Origin of the sequence: Micromonospora sp. NPDC049257, assembly GCF_040678915.1 — a bacterium.
Lineage (GTDB): Bacteria > Actinomycetota > Actinomycetes > Mycobacteriales > Micromonosporaceae > Micromonospora > Micromonospora antibiotica.
The window spans coordinates 278781-296707 of record NZ_JBFAQU010000003.1 but is presented as its reverse complement, the minus strand read 5'-3'; the positions used below and the strand labels follow the sequence as shown (position 1 = coordinate 296707).

General features: G+C 72.7%; 13 protein-coding genes and 1 riboswitch. Of the genes, 8 read left to right on the top strand and 5 right to left on the bottom strand.

What is annotated here, in order from left to right; genetic code table 11:
* Window positions 1–30: 30 nt before the first annotated feature.
* Complete coding sequence (locus AB0K25_RS07520) at window positions 31–5850, bottom strand: ThuA domain-containing protein (RefSeq protein ID WP_363819067.1); 5820 nt, start codon at window positions 5848–5850, stop codon at window positions 31–33.
* 338 nt (window positions 5851–6188) lie between these two features.
* Window positions 6189–6297: riboswitch (TPP riboswitch) on the top strand.
* On the opposite strand from AB0K25_RS07520, the gene thiE reads away from it, so the two are divergent.
* The 7 genes from thiE (at window position 6292) to thiC (ending at window position 12007) form a co-directional block, all read left to right on the top strand.
* The gene (thiE, locus tag AB0K25_RS07515; RefSeq protein WP_208568190.1) at window positions 6292–6918 is read left to right on the top strand and encodes a thiamine phosphate synthase; all 627 of its coding nucleotides are present in this window, start codon (window positions 6292–6294) and stop codon (window positions 6916–6918) included. (Overlaps the previous riboswitch by 6 nt.)
* Window positions 6912–7982, top strand: a complete 1071-nt coding sequence (gene thiO, locus AB0K25_RS07510; RefSeq protein WP_363819062.1) for a glycine oxidase ThiO — start codon at window positions 6912–6914, stop codon at window positions 7980–7982. Before thiE ends, thiO begins: the two co-directional genes overlap by 7 nt.
* A gap of 9 nt (window positions 7983–7991) precedes the next feature.
* Window positions 7992–8192, top strand: coding sequence for a sulfur carrier protein ThiS (gene thiS, locus AB0K25_RS07505; protein WP_219464730.1), 201 nt, complete (start codon window positions 7992–7994; stop codon window positions 8190–8192).
* A gap of 5 nt (window positions 8193–8197) precedes the next feature.
* Window positions 8198–8968: a thiazole synthase gene (locus tag AB0K25_RS07500; RefSeq protein ID WP_357537851.1), complete on the top strand. Its 771-nt coding sequence runs from the start codon at window positions 8198–8200 to the stop codon at window positions 8966–8968.
* Entirely contained in the window at window positions 8965–9612 is a 648-nt protein-coding gene (locus AB0K25_RS07495; RefSeq protein WP_219464725.1) for a thiamine phosphate synthase, read from the top strand. The genes AB0K25_RS07500 and AB0K25_RS07495 overlap by 4 nt, the downstream gene beginning before the upstream one ends.
* Window positions 9609–10397 carry a bifunctional hydroxymethylpyrimidine kinase/phosphomethylpyrimidine kinase gene (gene thiD / locus AB0K25_RS07490; RefSeq protein WP_219464723.1) on the top strand — a complete coding sequence of 263 codons (789 nt, stop codon included), beginning with the start codon at window positions 9609–9611 and terminating at the stop codon, window positions 10395–10397. Before AB0K25_RS07495 ends, thiD begins: the two co-directional genes overlap by 4 nt.
* A 17-nt stretch (window positions 10398–10414) precedes the next feature.
* Window positions 10415–12007, top strand: a complete 1593-nt coding sequence (gene thiC / locus AB0K25_RS07485) for a phosphomethylpyrimidine synthase ThiC (RefSeq protein ID WP_219464721.1) — start codon at window positions 10415–10417, stop codon at window positions 12005–12007.
* Window positions 12008–12208: 201 nt separating this feature from the next.
* On the opposite strand, the gene AB0K25_RS07480 is transcribed toward thiC, so the two are convergent.
* The 4 genes from AB0K25_RS07480 to AB0K25_RS07465 all read right to left on the bottom strand — a co-directional run bounded on the left by AB0K25_RS07480 (window position 12209) and on the right by AB0K25_RS07465 (window position 16531).
* A complete protein-coding gene (locus tag AB0K25_RS07480) occupies window positions 12209–14401 on the bottom strand; it encodes a hypothetical protein (protein WP_363819057.1) in 2193 nt (730 codons plus the stop codon).
* Window positions 14402–14487: 86 nt separating this feature from the next.
* On the bottom strand, window positions 14488–14796 hold the full coding sequence (locus AB0K25_RS07475; protein WP_145921730.1) for a cupin: 309 nt from the start codon (window positions 14794–14796) through the stop codon (window positions 14488–14490).
* The gene (locus AB0K25_RS07470; protein ID WP_363819225.1) at window positions 14793–15743 is read right to left on the bottom strand and encodes an LLM class F420-dependent oxidoreductase; all 951 of its coding nucleotides are present in this window, start codon (window positions 15741–15743) and stop codon (window positions 14793–14795) included. The genes AB0K25_RS07475 and AB0K25_RS07470 overlap by 4 nt, the downstream gene beginning before the upstream one ends.
* 2 nt (window positions 15744–15745) lie before the next feature.
* On the bottom strand, window positions 15746–16531 hold the full coding sequence (locus tag AB0K25_RS07465; protein WP_208568183.1) for an ABC transporter ATP-binding protein: 786 nt from the start codon (window positions 16529–16531) through the stop codon (window positions 15746–15748).
* 262 nt (window positions 16532–16793) lie between these two features.
* Between AB0K25_RS07465 and AB0K25_RS07460 the strand changes: the two genes are divergently transcribed.
* Entirely contained in the window at window positions 16794–17822 is a 1029-nt protein-coding gene (locus AB0K25_RS07460) for an ABC transporter substrate-binding protein (RefSeq protein WP_357014499.1), read from the top strand.
* Window positions 17823–17927 lie beyond the last annotated feature (105 nt).

Sequence of the window (17927 nt, the reverse complement as noted above, 5' to 3'; positions counted from 1 at the left end):
TCGACGGTGGGAGCGGCCCCGTGGTGCTCCTTACAGCGAACCGCCCTTGGCGATCCGGGTGGGGTCGGCACCGAGCCGGCCGGCCCCGTTGACCGACTTGTTGGCGTTCGCCTTGACGCCGGCCTTGGTGGCCGCGCCACCGAGCCGGACGATCATGGCGTCGGCGTCCCGGACCAGCACGTCCCGCACGTCGGTGTCGGTCACCACCGCGGGGTCGGTGGCCAACGCCTTGAAGGCGGTCAACTGCTGCACCGCCCGCTTGTCGTTGCCCGCCGCCTCGGACTCCCGTACCGCGTCCAGCTTGTTGGACAGCTGACGGTGCGCCTTGGTGGAGAGTCGTCCGGTCGCCTTGAACCGGTCCAGCAGGTTCTGCATGTCCCGGAACGAGGTGGTGACGAAGAACCGGACCGTCGAGGTGGTGGAGTTGCCCGCCTTGTCGGTCGCGGTCACCGTCAGCTCGTGCAGGCCGAGCGGCAGCTCGTACAGCGCCTGCAGGGTGCCGCTGGCGTACGCCCGACCGTCCAGCACGCCGGAGGTCGTCTTGATGCCGGAGGTCGGGTCGACCGCCTGCCACGAGATCCGGACGTCCTGGCTGTCACCGTAGAGTTGGCCGTCGGCGATGCCGGAGACCAGCAACGTCGGCTTGGTGCCGTCGATCTTGACGACCGCCGACTTCAGCGCCTCGACGTTGCCGGCGGCGTCGGTGGCCCGGTACAGCAGCTCGTGCGTGCCGTCCCCGGTCACCTCCACCGGCGTGGTGTACGCCGTCCAGGCGCCACCGTCGAGCGACCACTCCAGCTTCTTGACCCCGGAACCGGCGTCGGTGGAGGTGATCACCACCGGGACGGTGCCGTTGTGCCAGCCGTCGTCGTTGGCCGGGGCGAACGACGCCGAGCTGACCGGCGCGGTGGCGTCGATCTTCACGGCGACCTTCTTCGTCGCCTCCACGTTGCCGGCCGCGTCCGTCGACCGGAACCGCACCTCGTGGGTGCCGTCCCCGCTGACCTGCACCGGCTCGGTGTACGCGGTCCACGTGGTGGCCCCGTCGAGCTGGTACTCGGTGCTCGCCACCCCGCTACCGCCGGCCTCGTCGGCCGCCGCCAGCGTCACGGTGACCGGGCCGGTGTGCCAACCCTCGGTCGGGGTGCCGGAGACGGTGGCCGTGGTCACCGGGGCGGTCGTGTCGGCCGCCCTGGTGGAGAGCCGGAAGTAGTCGAACGAGGCCGTCTTCGAGGTGGCCGCGTTCGCGCCGAGGGTGAACAGACCGATCTTCGGGGTGGCCCCGACGGCGGTGTTCGTCACCGTCTCGAACGTGGTCCACTCCTGCCCGTCCGCCGAGTACGACGCGGTGAAGGTGTCACCGGCGCGGGCCAGCCGCAGGTACCACACCCCCGAGGTCAGGTTGGAGACCTGGGGCTGCGGGTTCTGCGTCGCCCCGGCGAGTTCGCCACGGAACTCGATCCGCCGGGAGACCGCCTGCCCGGCCTGGTTGTCCACGATGTAGTCCAACTTGACGTAGTTGTCGTCGTCGGCGTGGACGATCAGACCGGCCTGCTGGTACTGCTCGGCCAGGGCACTGCCGTCGACCTTCGTCTCCAGGGTCCAGTCACCGCTCGGCGCGGTCTGGAGGATGAAGTTCTTCGGCCCGGTGTTGTTGGTGCCGTAGATGTCACCGGACGGCACGTCGATCTTCAGCGCACCGTCGACCACCCGGTAACCGGCCGGGTCCTCACGGAGCACCGCGTTCCACCGGCACTTGTCGAGCGTGGTGCCGGTGAACTCGTCCGACGGGGTGACCGGGCCGGCCGGGGCGTCCGGCGAGACCAGGAACGAGTCGAACACCGCGTCCACCACCGGGGCGGTGGTGCCACCGTTGAGGGCGAGCAGGCCGATGCGCGGGTTGGTGATGCCGGCCAGCGCGGCGGACCGGCCGACCGGGGTGAACGTGACACCGTCGGTCGAGAACTGCGCGGTCAGGTTGGTGCCGTCGCTGATCAGCCGCAGCCAGATGGTGTCACCGGCCGGGGCGGCCACGGCGTCGGCCGCGTCGTTACGCGGAGTCCCGGCGGTCTCCCGGATGAACTCCACCTTGCGCGAACCGCCGTAGAGCAGGTCCACCTTGGCGTAGTTGTCGTCGTCGCCGTAGATCAGCAGGCCGGCCTGCTGGTAGTCGGCGGTGACGGGCACGGTGACCTTCGTGGTGGCCTGCCAGGCCCCGCTGGGTGCGGGCTGGAGCACCAGGTTGGTCGCGTCGTTACGGGAGCCGTACAGGTCACCCGAGGAGGTGGGCAGCCGCAGCGCCCCACCGGAGACCGAGTAGAGCTGGTTCTCCCGGACCACCGACCAGCGGTCCTTGTCGAGGCTGTTGCCGAGGAACTCGTCCGACCGCGCGCCGAGGCACGAGTTGGTCGGCGCGTCCACCTTGACCGGGACGGTCGCGTAGGACTTCGCACCCCGGCTGTCCGTCACCGTCAGGGTGGCGGTGAAGGTGCCCGGGGTGGTGTAGGTGTGGGTGGCGTTCAGGGTCGTCGCCGTCCCGCCGTCACCGAAGTCCCAGGCGTACGTCAGCGGGGTGTCACCCTCGGTGTCGGTGGCCGTGCCGGTGAAGGTCACGGTGACCGGCGCGGTGCCGGTCGCCGGGGTGGCGGTGGCCGTCACCTGCGGCGGCGCGTTGTCGGTGACGCCCCGTCCGATGAAGTCCATCCAGTTGACGTTGAACAGCGAACCCGCGCCACCGGCGGGGTCCTTGGCGACGAAGTACAGCGCGCCCTCCGCACCGGCCGTCACCGGCGCGGTCACGTCGACGAACTGCTGCCAGCCACCCGTGCTCGGCACGGTGGCCGTGGCCACGACCGGGCCGTCGACGGCACCGGCGTGCACGTCGATCCGACCGCCCTGGACCTCGGAGGCCACCCGGAACCGGATCTGCTCGACCCCGGTCAGGTTGGCCGGGACGAGCGACCACCAGTCGCCGTCCTCGATGAAGCCGATGTTCTGGCCGCCACCGGCGGGGTCGGTGGTGGTCTCCTTCTGCACGCCCGGGTCACCGCCGCCGGTGCTGCCCGGGGCCCGCCCGGTGGCCGTGTAGTACTCGGCCTGCTTGCGCTTGGGCTGGAGGATCTCGATCGCCCGACCGGTCAACGGGCCGGCGCCGCCGGTGCCGCCGTCGTCGGTGTAGGTGGCCTCGAAGACCGCGAAGACGTTGGCCTCCGCGCCGTGACCCGACGCCAGCGAGGTCTGCACGGTGCCGGTGCAGCCGGTGTGCTGCTCCAGCGGGTGGGCGTGCTCGTCGTGGCCGAGCAGCACCTGCAGCTGCACCCGGTCACAGTCGACGGTGCCGTCCTCCGGGTCGGTCACCTTGATCGTGTACTTGACCTGGTCGCCCCACTCGAAGAAACCGCCGCTGGGCGGGAACTCGATGGTCACCGTCGGGGCGGTGTTGCCGACCGTCACCGGCACGTTCGCCACGGCGGTGCGGCCCTTGGGGTTGGTGACGGTGAGCTGCGCGGTGTAGTCGCCGGCCGCGGTGTAGGTGTGGGTGGGGTTCGCCTCGGTGGAGGTCTGGCCGTCACCGAACTTCCACGCGTAGGTCAGCGTGCCGCCGTCCGGGTCACGCGACCCGGCGCTGGAGAAGTTCACGGTCAGCGGCGCGGCCCCGGAGGTGGGGTCGGCGCTGGCCTCGGCGATGGGGGCGCGGTCACCGGCGGTGTAGTCGATCCGGTAGACCCCGGAGTCGTCGTTGTTGCCGCCGAAACCGGTGCCCCACTCGATCATGTAGAGCGCGCCGTCCGGACCGAACTCGAAGTCCATCGGACGGATCATCGGCATGCCGGTGAGCAGCTGGTTGATGTCGACCAGCGTCTTGCCGTCCGCGCTGACCTGCATCGTGTACATCTTCGACTGGTTCCACTCGCCGAGCAGCGCCTTGCCGTCGTAGTACGCCGGCCACTTGCGGCCCGACGTGCTGTCGGCGTCGTAGCGGTAGACCGGGCCGCCCATCGGGGCACCGCCGCCACCGATCTCGGGGAAGCGCGGGTCGCCGGCGTAGCCGTAGTCCACCGTCGCCGCGATGGCCGGCGGCAGGTTGGTCAGGCCGGTGTTGTTGGGCGAGTCGTTGACCGGCGCGGCGCAGTCGAACTTCGCCCCGCTCGGCCCGGACGGGAAGGTGTAGTCGTTGTACGCCTTGTTGTTGCCGGTGCAGTACGGCCAGCCGTAGTTGCCGGCCGTGGCGACGATGTTCCACTCCACCAGGCCCTCGGGGCCCCGGTTCGGGTTGGCCGTCGAGGCGTCCGGCCCGTAGTCGGCGACGTAGAGGGTGTCGGTCTTCTGGTCGACGCCGATCCGGAACGGGTTACGGAAGCCCATGCCGAAGATCTCGGGACGGGTCTTCGCGGTGCCCGGGGCGAACAGGTTGCCCGTCGGGATCGTGTAGGTGCCGTCGTCCTCCGGGTGCACCCGGATCACCTTGCCGCGCAGGTCGTTGGTGTTGCCGGCGCTGCGCTGCGCGTCGTAGTCCTGCCGGCCGGCCCGCTCGTCGATCGGGGTGAAGGCGCTCGACTCGAACGGGTTGGTGTTGTCGCCGGTGGCCAGGTAGAGGTTGCCCTGCGAGTCGAAGGTCATGCTGCCGCCGGCGTGGCAGCAGGTGTTGCGCTGCGTGTCGACCTGGAGGATGACCTTCTCGGTGGCCTTGTCGATGGTGTCACCGTTGACGGTGAACCGGGACAGGTAGTTGCGCGGGGCGCCACCGGCCGGTGCGTAGTACAGGTAGATCCACTTGTTGGTGGCGAAGTCCGGGTCGAGGCGCAGCCCGAGCAGGCCGTCCTCGTTGCCGGTGAAGACGTCCAGCCGGGTCGCGGTGACCGTGTTGCCGGTGTCCGGCTTCACGATCTGCACCCGGCCGTCGCGCTCGGCGTAGAACACCCGGCCGTCCGGAGCGATGTCCAGCTCCATCGGGTTGTTGGTGTTGCTGTCGAGGGTGACCTTCTCGAAGTTCGCGGTCTTGGAGGCGCCGCAGTCGGCGTTCTCGACGCCGGCCGCGGTGCGGATGCCGCCGAGCAGGTGGCTGAGGAACTCCGGCTCGGTGTACGACGCCTGGGTGTGGCCGCCGCCGGTGTACCACGACCGACCGCCGTCGTAGTCCTGGCACCAGGCGGTGGGGTGGTCGGCGCCCATCGCGCCGGCACCCGGGCTGTAGGACTTCTCGTCCAGGCTGGCCAGCACGTGCACCTTGGAGCGCGGGTTGGTGCGGAAGTTGTACCACTCGTCGAACCGGGACCAGCGGTCCGGCAGGTCGGCGGTCGACGGGTGCGCGTGGTCCTCGACCTTGACGGTGGCCTGCTGGTTGGCGGGGTGGCCGGAGAAGTACGCGCCGACCAGGTTGCCGTACCAGGCCCAGTCGTACTCGGTGTCGGAGGCGGCGTGCACGCCGGCGTAGCCGCCGCCGGCCTTGATGTAGCGCTCGAACGCGGCCTGCTGGGTGGCGTCGAGGACGTCACCGGTGGTGGAGAGCCAGATCACCGCCTGGTATTTCGCCAGGTTGGTGTCGTTGAAGGCGGCTCCGTCCTCGGTGGTGTCGACGGTGAACCCGTTGTCGGTGCCGAGCTTCTGGATCGCGGCGATGCCGGCCGGGATGGCGTCGTGCCGGAATCCGGCGGTCTTGGAGAAGACCAGGACCGAGAAGGGTTCGGCGGCGGCTGCCGCCGGTGCCGGTGCGGCCTGTGGCTGGGCCGCCGCGACGGGAGCGGCCTGGGCGGCGGTGCCGCCGATCAGGCCGCTGGCGAGTAGGGAGAGGGCCAGTAGACCGGCACCCAGTGGGCCGCGACGGGCGCGGCGATGGCGGGATGGAGACACTCCATGCTCCTTTTGTCCGTGCTGGACAGTGGTGGGGGCATGGGGACGACTCGCCGCAGACCGTCCCCGGTCGGATCGGTGTGGGCCCGCCGAGGTCCGCACCAGTGGCGATCAGGTGCGGGCCACGCCGAGGCTCCGCACCGGAATAATGTCGATCGGTTGAACAAATTAGCGCCGCTGGATTGGTTTCCGGCAAGGCATGAGCATGTAACGATTCGGTATCGGCGACTCGCTTTTCCGGCTTATGTGGATACAAGCCCACAACCGTACGCATTGATAGTCCTGGATCAATCTAACACCCCTTGGCGGATCAGCGGATCTGTCGTACGGTCACAGGCACGTGACCCACGGGAGCCCGGTACACCGGGCTGAGAGGGGGGCTGAGAGCCCCCGACCGTCGAACCTGATCCGGGTAATGCCGGCGCAGGGAGGAGAGTTGCCGTGCCGTCCCTCGGCCGACTGCATCTGATCACCGACACCCGCCCCGGGTGCGACCCGCTCGCCGTCGTACGGGCCGCCCTCCCGGTGGCCCGCGCCGACCTCGTCGTCCAGGTCCGGGTGACCGACGACACCACCGACCGGCAGGCGTACGACCTGGCCCGACGGGTACGCGCGCTCTGCGTGCCGTACGAGGCGACCTGCCTGGTCAACGACCGGCTGCACGTCGCCCTCGCGGTGGACGCCCACGGCGGCCACGTCGGCGCGGACGACCTGCCCGTCGCGGCGGCCCGCCGGGTCCTCGGCCCCGCCGCCGTGCTCGGCGCGACCGCCCGGGAACCGGACGCCGCCGCCCGGGCCGTCGCCGCCGGGGCCAGCTACCTGGGCGTCGGCCCGTGCCATCCCACCGCCACCAAGACCGGCCTGCCCGACCCGATCGGCCCCGCCGGCATCCACGCCGTCGTCGCCGCCGTCGCCGTGCCGGTGATCGCCATCGGCGGGGTCACCGCCGCCACCGTGCCGGCGCTGCGGGCCGCCGGGGCGTACGGCGTGGCGGTGGTCGGGGCGCTGTCCACCGCCGCCGACCCGGGCCGGGCCACCGCCGAACTGATCGCGGCACTGACGTGCTGACCCGGCCCGACGTCGCCATCGTGGGCGCGGGGCCGGTCGGATTGGCGATCGCCTGGCGCTGCGCCACCCGGGGCCTGCGGGTGACCGTGCACGACCCGGCCCCCGGCTCCGGCGCGTCCCGGGTCGCCGCCGGGATGCTCGCCCCGGTCGCCGAGGCGTACTTCGGGGAACGGGAACTGACCGGGCTGCTCACCGCGTCCGCCGCCCGCTGGCCGGGTTTCGCCGCCGAACTGACCGCCGCCACCGGCAGGGAGTTCGGCTACCGCACCGACGGCACCCTCGTCGTCGGGCTCACCGGGGACGACCTGGCCGAAGCCCGCCGGCTCTGGTCGTACCAGCAGGGGTTGGGGCTGCCGATCAGCGCGCTGCGCCCGTCGCAGCTGCGGGAGCGCGAACCGGCGCTGACCCCCCGGCTGCGCGGCGGAGCGGTCGCCCCCGGCGACCACCAGGTCGACCCGCGCCGGCTGGTCGACGCGCTCCGGGTCGCCGCCGAGCGGGCCGGCGCGACCCTGCTGCCCGGCCTAGTGACCCGACTGGCCGAGGTGGACGCGCCCGTCGTCGTGGTCGCCGCCGGCTGCGGCGCCGCCGCGCTGACCGGGCTGCCGGTCCGCCCGGTCAAGGGCCAGGTGCTGCGGCTGCGCGCGCCCGACCACCGCCCGCCCGGCTTCCGGCACGTCATCCGGGGGTACGCCGACGGCGAGTCGGTCTACCTCGTCCCCCGCGACGACGGCGAGGTGGTCCTCGGGGCGACCGTCGAGGAACGCGCCGACACCGAGGTGACCACCGGGGCGGTGCTGCGGCTGCTCCGGGCCGCCGTCGACCTCGTCCCCGAACTCGCCGAGTACGCGCTGACCGAGGCCACCGCCGGGCTGCGCCCCGGCACCCCGGACAACGCGCCGATCCTCGGCCCGCTGCCCGGCCGCCCCGGCGTGCTCGCCGCCACCGGCCACCACCGGCACGGCATCGTGCTCACCCCGGTCACCGCCGACCTGATCACCGACCTGATCGTCACCGGTCAGCCGGACCCGCTGCTCACCCCCTTCACCGCCGACCGGTTCCACTGAGGAGGACACGTGCGACTGATCGTCAACGGCGTCGGACGCGAGCTGGCCGGCGGCACGACCGTCGCGGACCTGGTCGCCACGGTCACCGGGCAGCGGCGCGGAATCGCCGTCGCGGTCAACGGCGAGGTGGTCCCCCGGGGCGGCTGGCCCGCCACCGAGCTGCGCGACGGCGACCGGGTCGAGGTGCTCAGCGCCGCCCAGGGCGGGTGACCCGGATGCCCCTCACCATCGCCGGACAGACCTTCACCTCCCGGCTCATCCTCGGCACCGGCGGCGCGGCCAACCTGCACGTGCTGGAACAGGCGATCCGGGCCTCCGGCACCGAACTGGTCACCCTCGCCCTGCGCCGCGTCGACACCGCCCCCGGCACCGCCGGGGGACTGCTCGACCTGCTCGACCGGTGCGCGGTGCGGCTGCTGCCCAACACCGCCGGCTGCTACACCGCCGCCGAGGCGGTCAAGGTGGCCCGGCTGGCCCGGGAGGCGTTCGACACCGACTGGGTCAAGCTGGAGGTGATCGGCGACGAACGCACCCTGCTCCCGGACGGGGTGGAGCTGCTGCGGGCCGCCGAGGAACTCGTCGCCGACGGCTTCGTCGTGCTGCCGTACACCTCCGACGACCCGGTGCTGGCCCGCCGGCTGGCCGACGTCGGCTGCGCGGCGGTGATGCCGGCCGGTGCGCCGATCGGTTCCGGACTGGGCATCACCAACCCGCACCACATCCGGCTCATCCGGCAGAGCGTCGACGTGCCGGTGATCCTCGACGCCGGGATCGGCACCGCCTCCGACGCGGCCCTCGCCATGGAACTGGGCTGCGACGGGGTGCTGCTGGCCAGCGCCGTCACCCGGGCCGCCGACCCGACGGCGATGGCCACCGCCATGCGGCACGGCGTACGGGCCGGGCGGCTCGCGTACAACGCCGGGCGGATACCCCGCCGCTTCCACGCCCTCGCCTCCACCCCCGACGACGGAAGACCCGACCTGTGACCCGCCCGGCCGCCCCACCCCTCCTCCGGCCGGACGGGGTGGTGCTGCTGACCGACCGGCTGGTGGCGCGCGGCGACCTCGTCGACGTGGTCGCGGGGGCGGTAGGCGGTGGGGTGCGGTGGGTGGTGCTGCGGGAGAGGGACCTGCCCCGCGCCGAACGGGCGGCGATCGCCGTCGACCTGCGGGCCGTCCTGGCGCAGGCCGGCGGCACCCTGATCGTGGCCGGCCCCGACCCGCTGGACGGGGACGCCGTCCACCTGCCCGCCGCCGGGCCGTACCCGCCGCCGGCCGTCGGACTGGTCGGCCGGTCCTGCCACGACACGGCGGAGCTGGCCCGACTGACCACCGAGGACTACGTGACGCTCTCACCGGTCTGGGCCACCCGCAGCAAACCCGGCTACGGCCCACCGTTGCGCCCGGACGGGCTGCGCGACCTGATCCGGCGCAGCCCGGTGCCCGTGCTCGCCCTGGGCGGCGTCGAGACACCGGAGCAGGTGACGGCCTGCGTCGACGCGGGCGCGGTCGGGGTGGCGGTGCTCGGCGCGATCATGCGGGCCGCCGACCCGACCGGGGCCGCGACGACCCTCACCAGCGCCTTCCCCCGCACCCCGAGCACCGACGCGTGGCCCGAGGAGACGACATGACACCCACGACCGTGCTCACCATCGCCGGCTCCGACTCCGGCGGCGGCGCCGGCATCCAGGCCGACCTGAAGGTCTTCGCCGCCCTCGGCGCGTACGGCACCAGCGTGCTGACCGCCGTCACCGCGCAGAACACCCGGGGCGTGGACGCCGTGCTGCCGCTACCCCCACGCACCGTCACCGAGCAGCTCGACAGCGTGCTCGGCGACTTCGCGGTCCGGGCGGTGAAGACCGGGATGCTCGGCACCCCGGCGGTCGCCGACGCGGTGGCCGAGGCGGCGAAGGCGGGCCGGCTGCCGCACCTCGTCGTCGACCCGGTGCTCGTCGCCACCAGCGGACACCGGCTCGGGGTGGTCGCGGCCGTCGAGCGGCTGCTGCCGTACGCCCGGGTGGCGACGCCGAACTGCGCGGAGGCCGCCGCCCTCACCGGACGCCCGGTGACCACGGTCGAGGAGATGGTCGCCGCGGCGCAGGCCCTGGCGGCCGGCGGCCCCGAGTACGTGGTGGTCACCGGCGGTGACGTCGACGCGGCCGGCGAGTCGGTCGACGTGCTGGCCGACGGCGCAACGACCACCCTGCTGCGCGCCCCCCGGGTGGACACCCGGCACAGCCACGGCACCGGCTGCTCGTTCTCGGCGGCGATCGCCGTCCGGCTGGCCGCCGGCGACCCGGTGCCGGTCGCGGTCGCCACCGCCAAGGAGTACGTCACCCGTGCGCTGACCGGCGCGCGGGGTTGGGAACTGGGCGCGGGACGCGGCCCGCTGGACCACTTCGGCTGGTCCCGATGACCAACAGGGAGGCTGTCATGCAGGCACGTCGCAAGGTCTACGTCGAGGGGTCCCGGCCGGACGTCCGGGTGCCGTTCGCCGAGGTGGAGCTGGCCGGGGACAACCCGCCGCTGCGCCTCTACGACACCTCCGGCCCCGGCTCGGACCCGGAGGTGGGGCTGCCGCCGCTGCGCGGACCGTGGATCGCCGAGCGGGGCGACGTCGCGCCGGTCCGGGGCGCGGGCACCCCGCTGGCCGGCGTCGACGCCAAACGCCCCACCCAGCTCTGGTACGCCCGCGCCGGGGTGGTCACCCCGGAGATGGAGTTCGTGGCGATCCGGGAGGGGCTGCCGCCGGAGCTGGTGCGCGACGAGATCGCCGCCGGCCGGGCGGTGCTGCCACTCAACGTCAACCACCCCGAGTGCGAGCCGGCGATCATCGGCAAGGCGTTCCTGGTGAAGGTCAACGCCAACATCGGCACCTCGGCGGTGACCTCGTCGGTCGCCGAGGAGGTGGAGAAGCTGACCTGGGCCACCCGGTGGGGCGCGGACACCGTGATGGACCTGTCGACCGGCAAGCGCATCCACGAGACCCGGGAGGCGATCGTCCGCAACTCGCCGGTGCCGATCGGCACCGTGCCGATCTACCAGGCGCTGGAGAAGGTCGGTGGCGACCCGGTCAAGCTGAGCTGGGAGGTGTTCCGGGAGACCGTCATCGAGCAGGCCGAGCAGGGCGTCGACTACATGACGGTGCACGCGGGGGTGCTGCTGCCGTACGTGCCGCTGGCCGTCGACCGGGTCACCGGGATCGTCTCCCGGGGCGGTTCGATCATGGCGGCCTGGTGTCTGGCGCACCACGAGGAGAACTTCCTCTACACCAACTTCCGGGAGCTGTGCGCGATCCTCGCCCGCTACGACGTGACGTTCTCCCTCGGCGACGGGCTGCGACCCGGCTCGATCGCCGACGCCAACGACGAGGCCCAGTTCGCCGAGCTACGCACCCTCGGCGAGTTGACCCGGATCGCCTGGGAGTACGACGTGCAGGTGATGATCGAGGGCCCCGGCCACGTGCCGATGCACAAGATCAAGGAGAACGTGGACCTCCAGCAGGAGTGGTGCCACCAGGCCCCGTTCTACACCCTCGGCCCGCTGACCACCGACATCGCCCCCGCGTACGACCACATCACCTCGGCCATCGGGGCCGCGATGATCGGCATGTTCGGCACCGCCATGCTGTGCTACGTCACCCCGAAGGAACACCTCGGCCTGCCCGACCGGGACGACGTGAAGGCCGGCGTGATCGCGTACAAGATCGCCGCACACGCGGCCGACCTGGCCAAGGGGCACCCCGGCGCGCAGGCCTGGGACGACGCGCTGTCCAAGGCGCGGTTCGAGTTCCGCTGGGAAGACCAGTTCAACCTGTCGCTGGACCCGGAGACCGCCCGCGCCTACCACGACGCGACGCTCCCGGCGGAGCCGGCGAAGACCGCCCACTTCTGCTCCATGTGCGGCCCGAAGTTCTGCTCCATGAAGATCACCCAGGAGCTGAAGGAGTACGCCGCCCAGGGCATGCAGGCCAAGTCAGCCGAATTCCGCTCCACCGGCAACCGCGTCTACCTCCCCCTAGCCTGACTCCCCGCCCCCGCCCCCGTCCCCGCCCCCGCCCCCCTGCCCCCGTCCCCGCCCCCCTGCCCCGGTGATCAAGAGGTTTGCGTCACGGGACGGCCGGAATCTGACGTAAACCTCTTGATCACCGGGCCGGGGCGGGGCCGGGGACGGGGGTGAGGCGGGGTGGGGGTGAGGCAGGGCGGGGGTGGGGCGGGGTGAGGGGGGTTAGTCGTGGTGGTGGTGGCGGCCGCTGGTGCGTAGGGAGCGGCGGCCGCTCTCCCGTTCCGGTTCGTTGTCGGCGAGGGGCTTGCTCAGGCCGGCGACCCAGTCGACGTACTCGTCGTCGGCCGTCGCCGGCTCCGCGGGAGGATCGCCTGCCGACTCACCCTCGGGTGACCGGTTCCGTCGGAACAGTCCTCGTCGGCCCTTGGCCCGGCCGGCTGGCTGCTGACCGTCGCCGCTCGGAGCTGGGCCGGCGGGAGCCGCACCGGGGGAGGTGTCGTCCACCGGCGCGGTGCTGCGGGAGCTGTCTCCTTCCCACCGGAGGCTGACCGGCCCCGGGGGCTCCGTTCGCTCGGTGGTGTCCGGTTCGGGAAACGGCAGGGAGGCCCGGGCTGGTTCCGGGCGGGGGGAGTCGGCCGGGCCACCCGTACCGCTGAGGTCTGGTAGTTGGTGGCGGGGGCGCGGCATGCTTTCGACACCGTCCGGTGGGACGTGCCGCGTTCCGGCCCTCGCCGGGCCCGCTTCGGCGGCCGTCGCAGCGGGACGGGCACCGCCCGGCCCGGCGACACCCGGGCGGTCGGCCGCGGTGCTGCCCGTCCCGCTGCGGCCCTGTCGGGTGGGCTGCGGCCCGGTGCCTTCCAGCCCACCGCTGGCGGGCCGGGTGTGGCGGGGTTCGGTGACGGCCGGTCGGTCCGTCTCCGCGCTGCCGGTGCCGGTGGGGGCCGCTGGATCGGGCGCGGGCTGACCGGTCTCGGCCACCGGGACGACGGCGGCGGGACGGGTCCGGCTGGTCCGCTTCGCCCCTGGCCTGGGCGCGGCCTCGGGTTCTTCCCCCGTGGCCGGTCCGGTCGCCTTGCGCTGCTTCGCCGCGGTGGGTGCGGTCTGGCTGGTCTCGGCCCGCGTCGACCTGGCGGGGGCCGGCTCGACCCTGGGCGGCTCGACTCTGGCCGGTTCGACCCGGGGCGGCTCGGTCGGGATCGGCTCGGTCGGGGTCGAGCCGATCCGGGCCGGTCCGCCCGGGGTCGGGGCGGGGCGGGTCGCCGGCCGGTCGGTGACGGTAGCGGCGGGATCCGGCCAGTCCCAGTGGGCGGGGGTGCGGCCGACGCGCGGCGGCTCGGGGTCGAAGGCCCGTGCGGCGGCGCTCAGCTCCACCGTGACCGCCTCGTCCGAGCCGGTCCCGGTCGTGCTGCCGGGTCCAGTCGGGCTGCCGGTCCCGGTCGGGCCGGTTGCCGGGGAGACGGCTCCGGTCGGGTCGGGTCGGGGCGCGTCGGGGGCGGTGGGCAGGGGCGCGAGGATGTCGGTCGGCTCGATCGCCGCGTCGTCGCCCGCGTCGTCGGCGGCCGGGCGGGCGGGCAGCAGCGGCCAACGCAGCAGCGTGGCGGCGACCGAGCCGAGCGCACCGGTGGCGACCGCGATCACCGCGGCGTAGTAGGGGGCGAGCTGGTAACGGTCCACCGCGTCGCCCGGCCCTGCGGTCAGGTAGGCGAAGGCGAGCAGCACCGGGCCGGCCGCCCCGGCGGCCCCGCCGATCAGCGGGACGTGCCCCCGCCGCCGGGCCACCCCGCCGGTCACCGCGCCGGCCACCAGCGCGACCACGGGCAGCAGCAGCATCGCCAACTGCTGCGCCCGGTCCGCGCCGAGCCAGGCCGGCTCCAGCACCCCCAGGCGTACGGTGCGCAGCGGGTCGGTGGAGAGCACCCCCGGTGCGGCCGAGACGAGCGCGACCAGCCAGACCGCCCCGCCCATCAGGGCGACGTTCCAGCCCAGCGGGGGGCGCAGCAGGACGGCCGAGGCGGCAGCCGCACCGACCACCGCCCCGGCGACCGCGCAGATGCCGACCGCCCAGACCGGGTCGACGGCGCTCAGCTCGGCGGCCCTGGCGGGTTGCATGCACAGCGGGGCGACGACCAGCGCGCCGAGCGCGGCGGCCCCGGAGATCGCCAGCTGTACCGGGGTGTCCTGCGGCAGCCCTTCACGGCGGACGAGCCGGCCGGTGAGGACCGCGCCGACCACGGCGGCGGTCACCGCGAACCAGCCCACCCAGGCGAGCTGGGCCGGCCACCGGTTGACGTCGGTGAAGTCGCCGGTGAGTCGGACGATGCCGAAGCCGTACGCGATGCCGAGCTGGCCGGCCCCGGCCAACATGCTCACCCCGAGTGCGGTGAGCAGCAGTCTGCCCCACGTCCGAAAGGCCATGTCGCGCACGTTACGGCCCGGTGCGCCCGATCGCCACTGTGGCGCGGCGCGGCCGGGACCAGCTGTTACCCAAGCGCTACCAGCGACTACTTGAGTTCCACCAGGCGGGCCAGGTAGGTCGTGTCCCCGACATTGGTGAGCATGTGGACGGCACCCGGGTCCCGGTAGACCACCCCGCCGGTGGGCTCGTCGGCGTCGATCCGGGTCCCGTCGATCGTCTGCACCACGTTCTTCGCGCCCTCGATCGCCACCACCAGGTACGGGTGGTCGTGCCGGTGCAGCGGCTGCCGCTCACCCGGGGCGAGCCGGATGTGCCACACCCGGACCCGGTCGTTCTCGAAGACGATCTCCTGGCCGACCGGGCCGAGTTCGAGGTCGTGGGTCACGTCGGTCATCGGGTTCCGTCCAGTTGGGGGAGCACCTCGGCGGCGATGAGCTCCAGGTGGTCGAGGTCGTCGAGTTCGATCAACCGCAGGTGGACCCGGGTGGCCCCGATCGCGGCGAACTCGCCGATCCGGTCGACCAGTTGGGCGGGGGAGCCGACCACCGGGTCCTCCGGCGGCAGGGCGCTCTTGACGTGCAGCGGTGCGGCCCGGCGCTGGGCCTCGGCGTCGGTACGCCCGATCGCCACCACGATCCCGGCGGAGAGCACCAGCGGTGCCCGTCCCGACCCGGCCCGGCCGGTCCGGTCGCACGCCTCCCGTACCCGGTCGTACGCCTCGGCGGTCTCCTCGACCGACTTGAACGGCATGTTGAACTCGTCGGCGTACCGGGCGGCGAGGTCGGGGGTGCGTTTCGGGCCCCGGCCGCCGATGATGATCGGCGGGCCGGGCTGCTGGACCGGCTTGGGTAGGGCCGGGGCGTCGACGAGCTGGTAGTGCTCGCCGGCCCAGCTGTAGGTCTCGCCGACGGGGGTGCGCCACAGCCCGGTGACGATCTCCAGCTGCTCGGCGAGCCGGTCGAAGCGTTCGCCGACCTGGGGGAAGGGGATGCCGTACGCGGTGTGTTCCCGTTCGTACCAGCCGGCGCCGATGCCCAGCTCGACCCGGCCGCCGCTCATCTGGTCGACCTGGGCGACCATCACGGCCAGCGGGCCGGGCAGCCGGAAGGTGGCCGAGGTGACCAGGGTGCCGAGCCGGATGCGGGAGGTTTCGCGGGCGAGTGCGGCCAGGGTCAGCCAGGCGTCGGTGGGGCCGGGCAGCCCGGGTTCGTCGCCCATCGCCCGGTAGTGGTCGGCCCGGAGGAACCCGTCGAAGCCGCCGGCCTCGCAGAGCTGGGCGAACCGGAGCTGGTCGTCGTAGCTGGCGCCCCGGTGCGGCTCGGTGAAGATCGCCACTCGCACGGTCATCGTCCCTCCACCCCGGCGGTCGCCGGTGTCTCCCGTTCCATCAGCAGTTCGTGCAGGTCGGCGCTGACCCGGGCGACGTCGGCCAGGTGGGCGTTGCGGCCGAGGGTGCGGGGTCGGGGGATGTCCACGTCGACGATCTTGCGGATCCGCCCGGGGCGGGGGCTGAGCACGACCACCCGGTCGGCGAGCAGCACCGCCTCGTCGATGGAGTGGGTGACGAAGACGACGGTCGCCCCGGTCTCCATGTGCACCCGTTGCAGTTCGCCGGAGAGTTCCTCCCGGGTGAGCGCGTCCAGGGCGGAGAAGGGTTCGTCCATCAGCATCACCCGGGGTTCGCCGATCAGCGACCGGCACAGCGACACCCGCTGCTGCATGCCACCGGAGAGTTCGTGTGGCAGCCGCTTCTCGAAGCCGGCCAGGCCGGAGAGTTCCAGCAGTTGGCGGGCGCGTTCGCGGTGCTTGGCGCGGCTCCAGCCGAAGATCTCGGCCGGCAGCAGCACGTTGTCGAGCACCGTGCGCCAGGGGAGCAGGGCGGGTTTCTGGAAGAGCATCGCGACGTCCCGGCGGGGCCGGGTGATCGGGCTGCCGGCGACGGTGATCTCGCCGCTGCTGACGGGCAGCAACCCGGCGATCATCCTGAGTAGAGTGGACTTGCCGCAACCGGAGCGGCCGAGCACGGCGACGAACTCGCCCTCGGCCACGTCGAGGTCGATCCCGCGCAGCGCCTCCACCCGCCCGGAACGGCCGTCGAAGGTGCGCGACACATCGGACAGTCTGATCATCGCCGTCGGTCTCCCCTGAGTCGGCGGTCAGGAATCCGACAAGGATATCCCCAGCGTGCCGGCCGCTCACCGTCCGGGGTGGAGTCGAGTTGTTTCCGTTCCGCAACCCGATCCGCCTGGTGTGGTGACGGTAAGTGTCTCGTACGCTGTGCCAGCGAAGAGTCCCTTCACGACGGCTGCGTCGGCGCCCCCTCACGCCGTCCCGCCGGAACGACAACCCCCTCCGGGCACACCGCCCGGTCGGAAAGGACATGGTGCACAGATGACAAGGCTGACCCGCACGGTCGCCGCGGCCACCCTGGCCACCGCCCTCGCTCTGGTATCCGCCTGCAGTGGCGGGTCCGACTCGGCGGACGCAAAGACCGGCGACGGCAAGTCGCTGGAGAAGGTGACCTACCTCACCTCGTTCGGCAACTTCGGTCGCGACTCCTACGCCTGGGTGGCGAAGGACAAGGGCTTCTTCAAGGAGGCCGGCTTCGAGGTGGAGATCAAGCCCGGTCAGGGCACCGGCGCGGTCATCCAGACCATCGTCGGCGGCCAGGCCGACTTCGGTCCGATCGACCTGACCGGCGGCCTGCTCCAGGTCGGCAACGGGGTGGCCAAGGACTTCGTGGCGGTGGCCGCGATCCAGCAGCGCACCATGGCCGCCATCGTCTCGGTCGAGGGCAAGAACATCGCCACGCCCAAGGACCTCGAGGGCAAGAAGCTCGCCGACACCCCCGGCTCCGTCGTGCGCAACCTCTTCCCGACGTACGCCCGGATGGCCGGGGTGGACTACAACAAAGTCACCTGGGTCAACGGTGACGCGCAGACCCTGATGGGCACGCTGGCCTCCGGCCAGGTGGACGGCATCGGCCAGTTCGTCGTCGGCCAGCCCACCGTCGAGGCGGTCACCAAGAAGAAGCCCGTCGTGCTGCCGTACAGCAACGTGATGCAGGACCTCTACGGCAACGCGCTGATCACCTCCAGCAAGATCGCCAAGGAGAACCCGGAGAAGGTGAAGAAGTTCACCGCCGCGCTGCTCAAGGGGCTTGAGTACGCTCTGGCCCACCCGCAGGAGGCGGCCGACATCCTGAAGAAGAACGTGGACACCACCAACCCGGCCGCCGCCGCTGCCGAGTTGCAGCTGATGGCCGGCTACGTGCGTTCCAGCAACTCCGGCACGGCGATCGGCACGCTGGACAGCGACCGGGTCGCCAAGAGCATCGCGATCCTCCAGGGCGCCGGCGCGCTCAAGTCGAACATCACCCCGGACCAGATCATCGACTTCAACCTCGTCCCGAAGGCCTGATCGACGCCGAGGTGCCACGGGGGTGCGACCCAGCGGGACGACCGGTGGGCGCACCCCCGTTCGCGTGCCGGCCAGCGTGCCGGCAGGAGAGGAGGATCCTGTGAC

Excerpts from the sequence above, each read along its gene's own strand:
- AB0K25_RS07500 (WP_357537851.1), top strand. The coding sequence starts at position 8,198 with ATGCCCCTCACCATCGCCGGACAGACCTTCACCTCCCGGCTCATCCTC.
- thiD (WP_219464723.1), top strand. The coding sequence starts at position 9,609 with ATGACACCCACGACCGTGCTCACCATCGCCGGCTCCGACTCCGGCGGC.
- thiC (WP_219464721.1), top strand. The coding sequence starts at position 10,415 with ATGCAGGCACGTCGCAAGGTCTACGTCGAGGGGTCCCGGCCGGACGTC.
- AB0K25_RS07480 (WP_363819057.1), bottom strand. The coding sequence starts at position 14,401 with ATGGCCTTTCGGACGTGGGGCAGACTGCTGCTCACCGCACTCGGGGTG.
- AB0K25_RS07475 (WP_145921730.1), bottom strand. The coding sequence starts at position 14,796 with ATGACCGACGTGACCCACGACCTCGAACTCGGCCCGGTCGGCCAGGAG.
- AB0K25_RS07465 (WP_208568183.1), bottom strand. The coding sequence starts at position 16,531 with ATGATCAGACTGTCCGATGTGTCGCGCACCTTCGACGGCCGTTCCGGG.
- AB0K25_RS07460 (WP_357014499.1), top strand. The coding sequence starts at position 16,794 with ATGACAAGGCTGACCCGCACGGTCGCCGCGGCCACCCTGGCCACCGCC.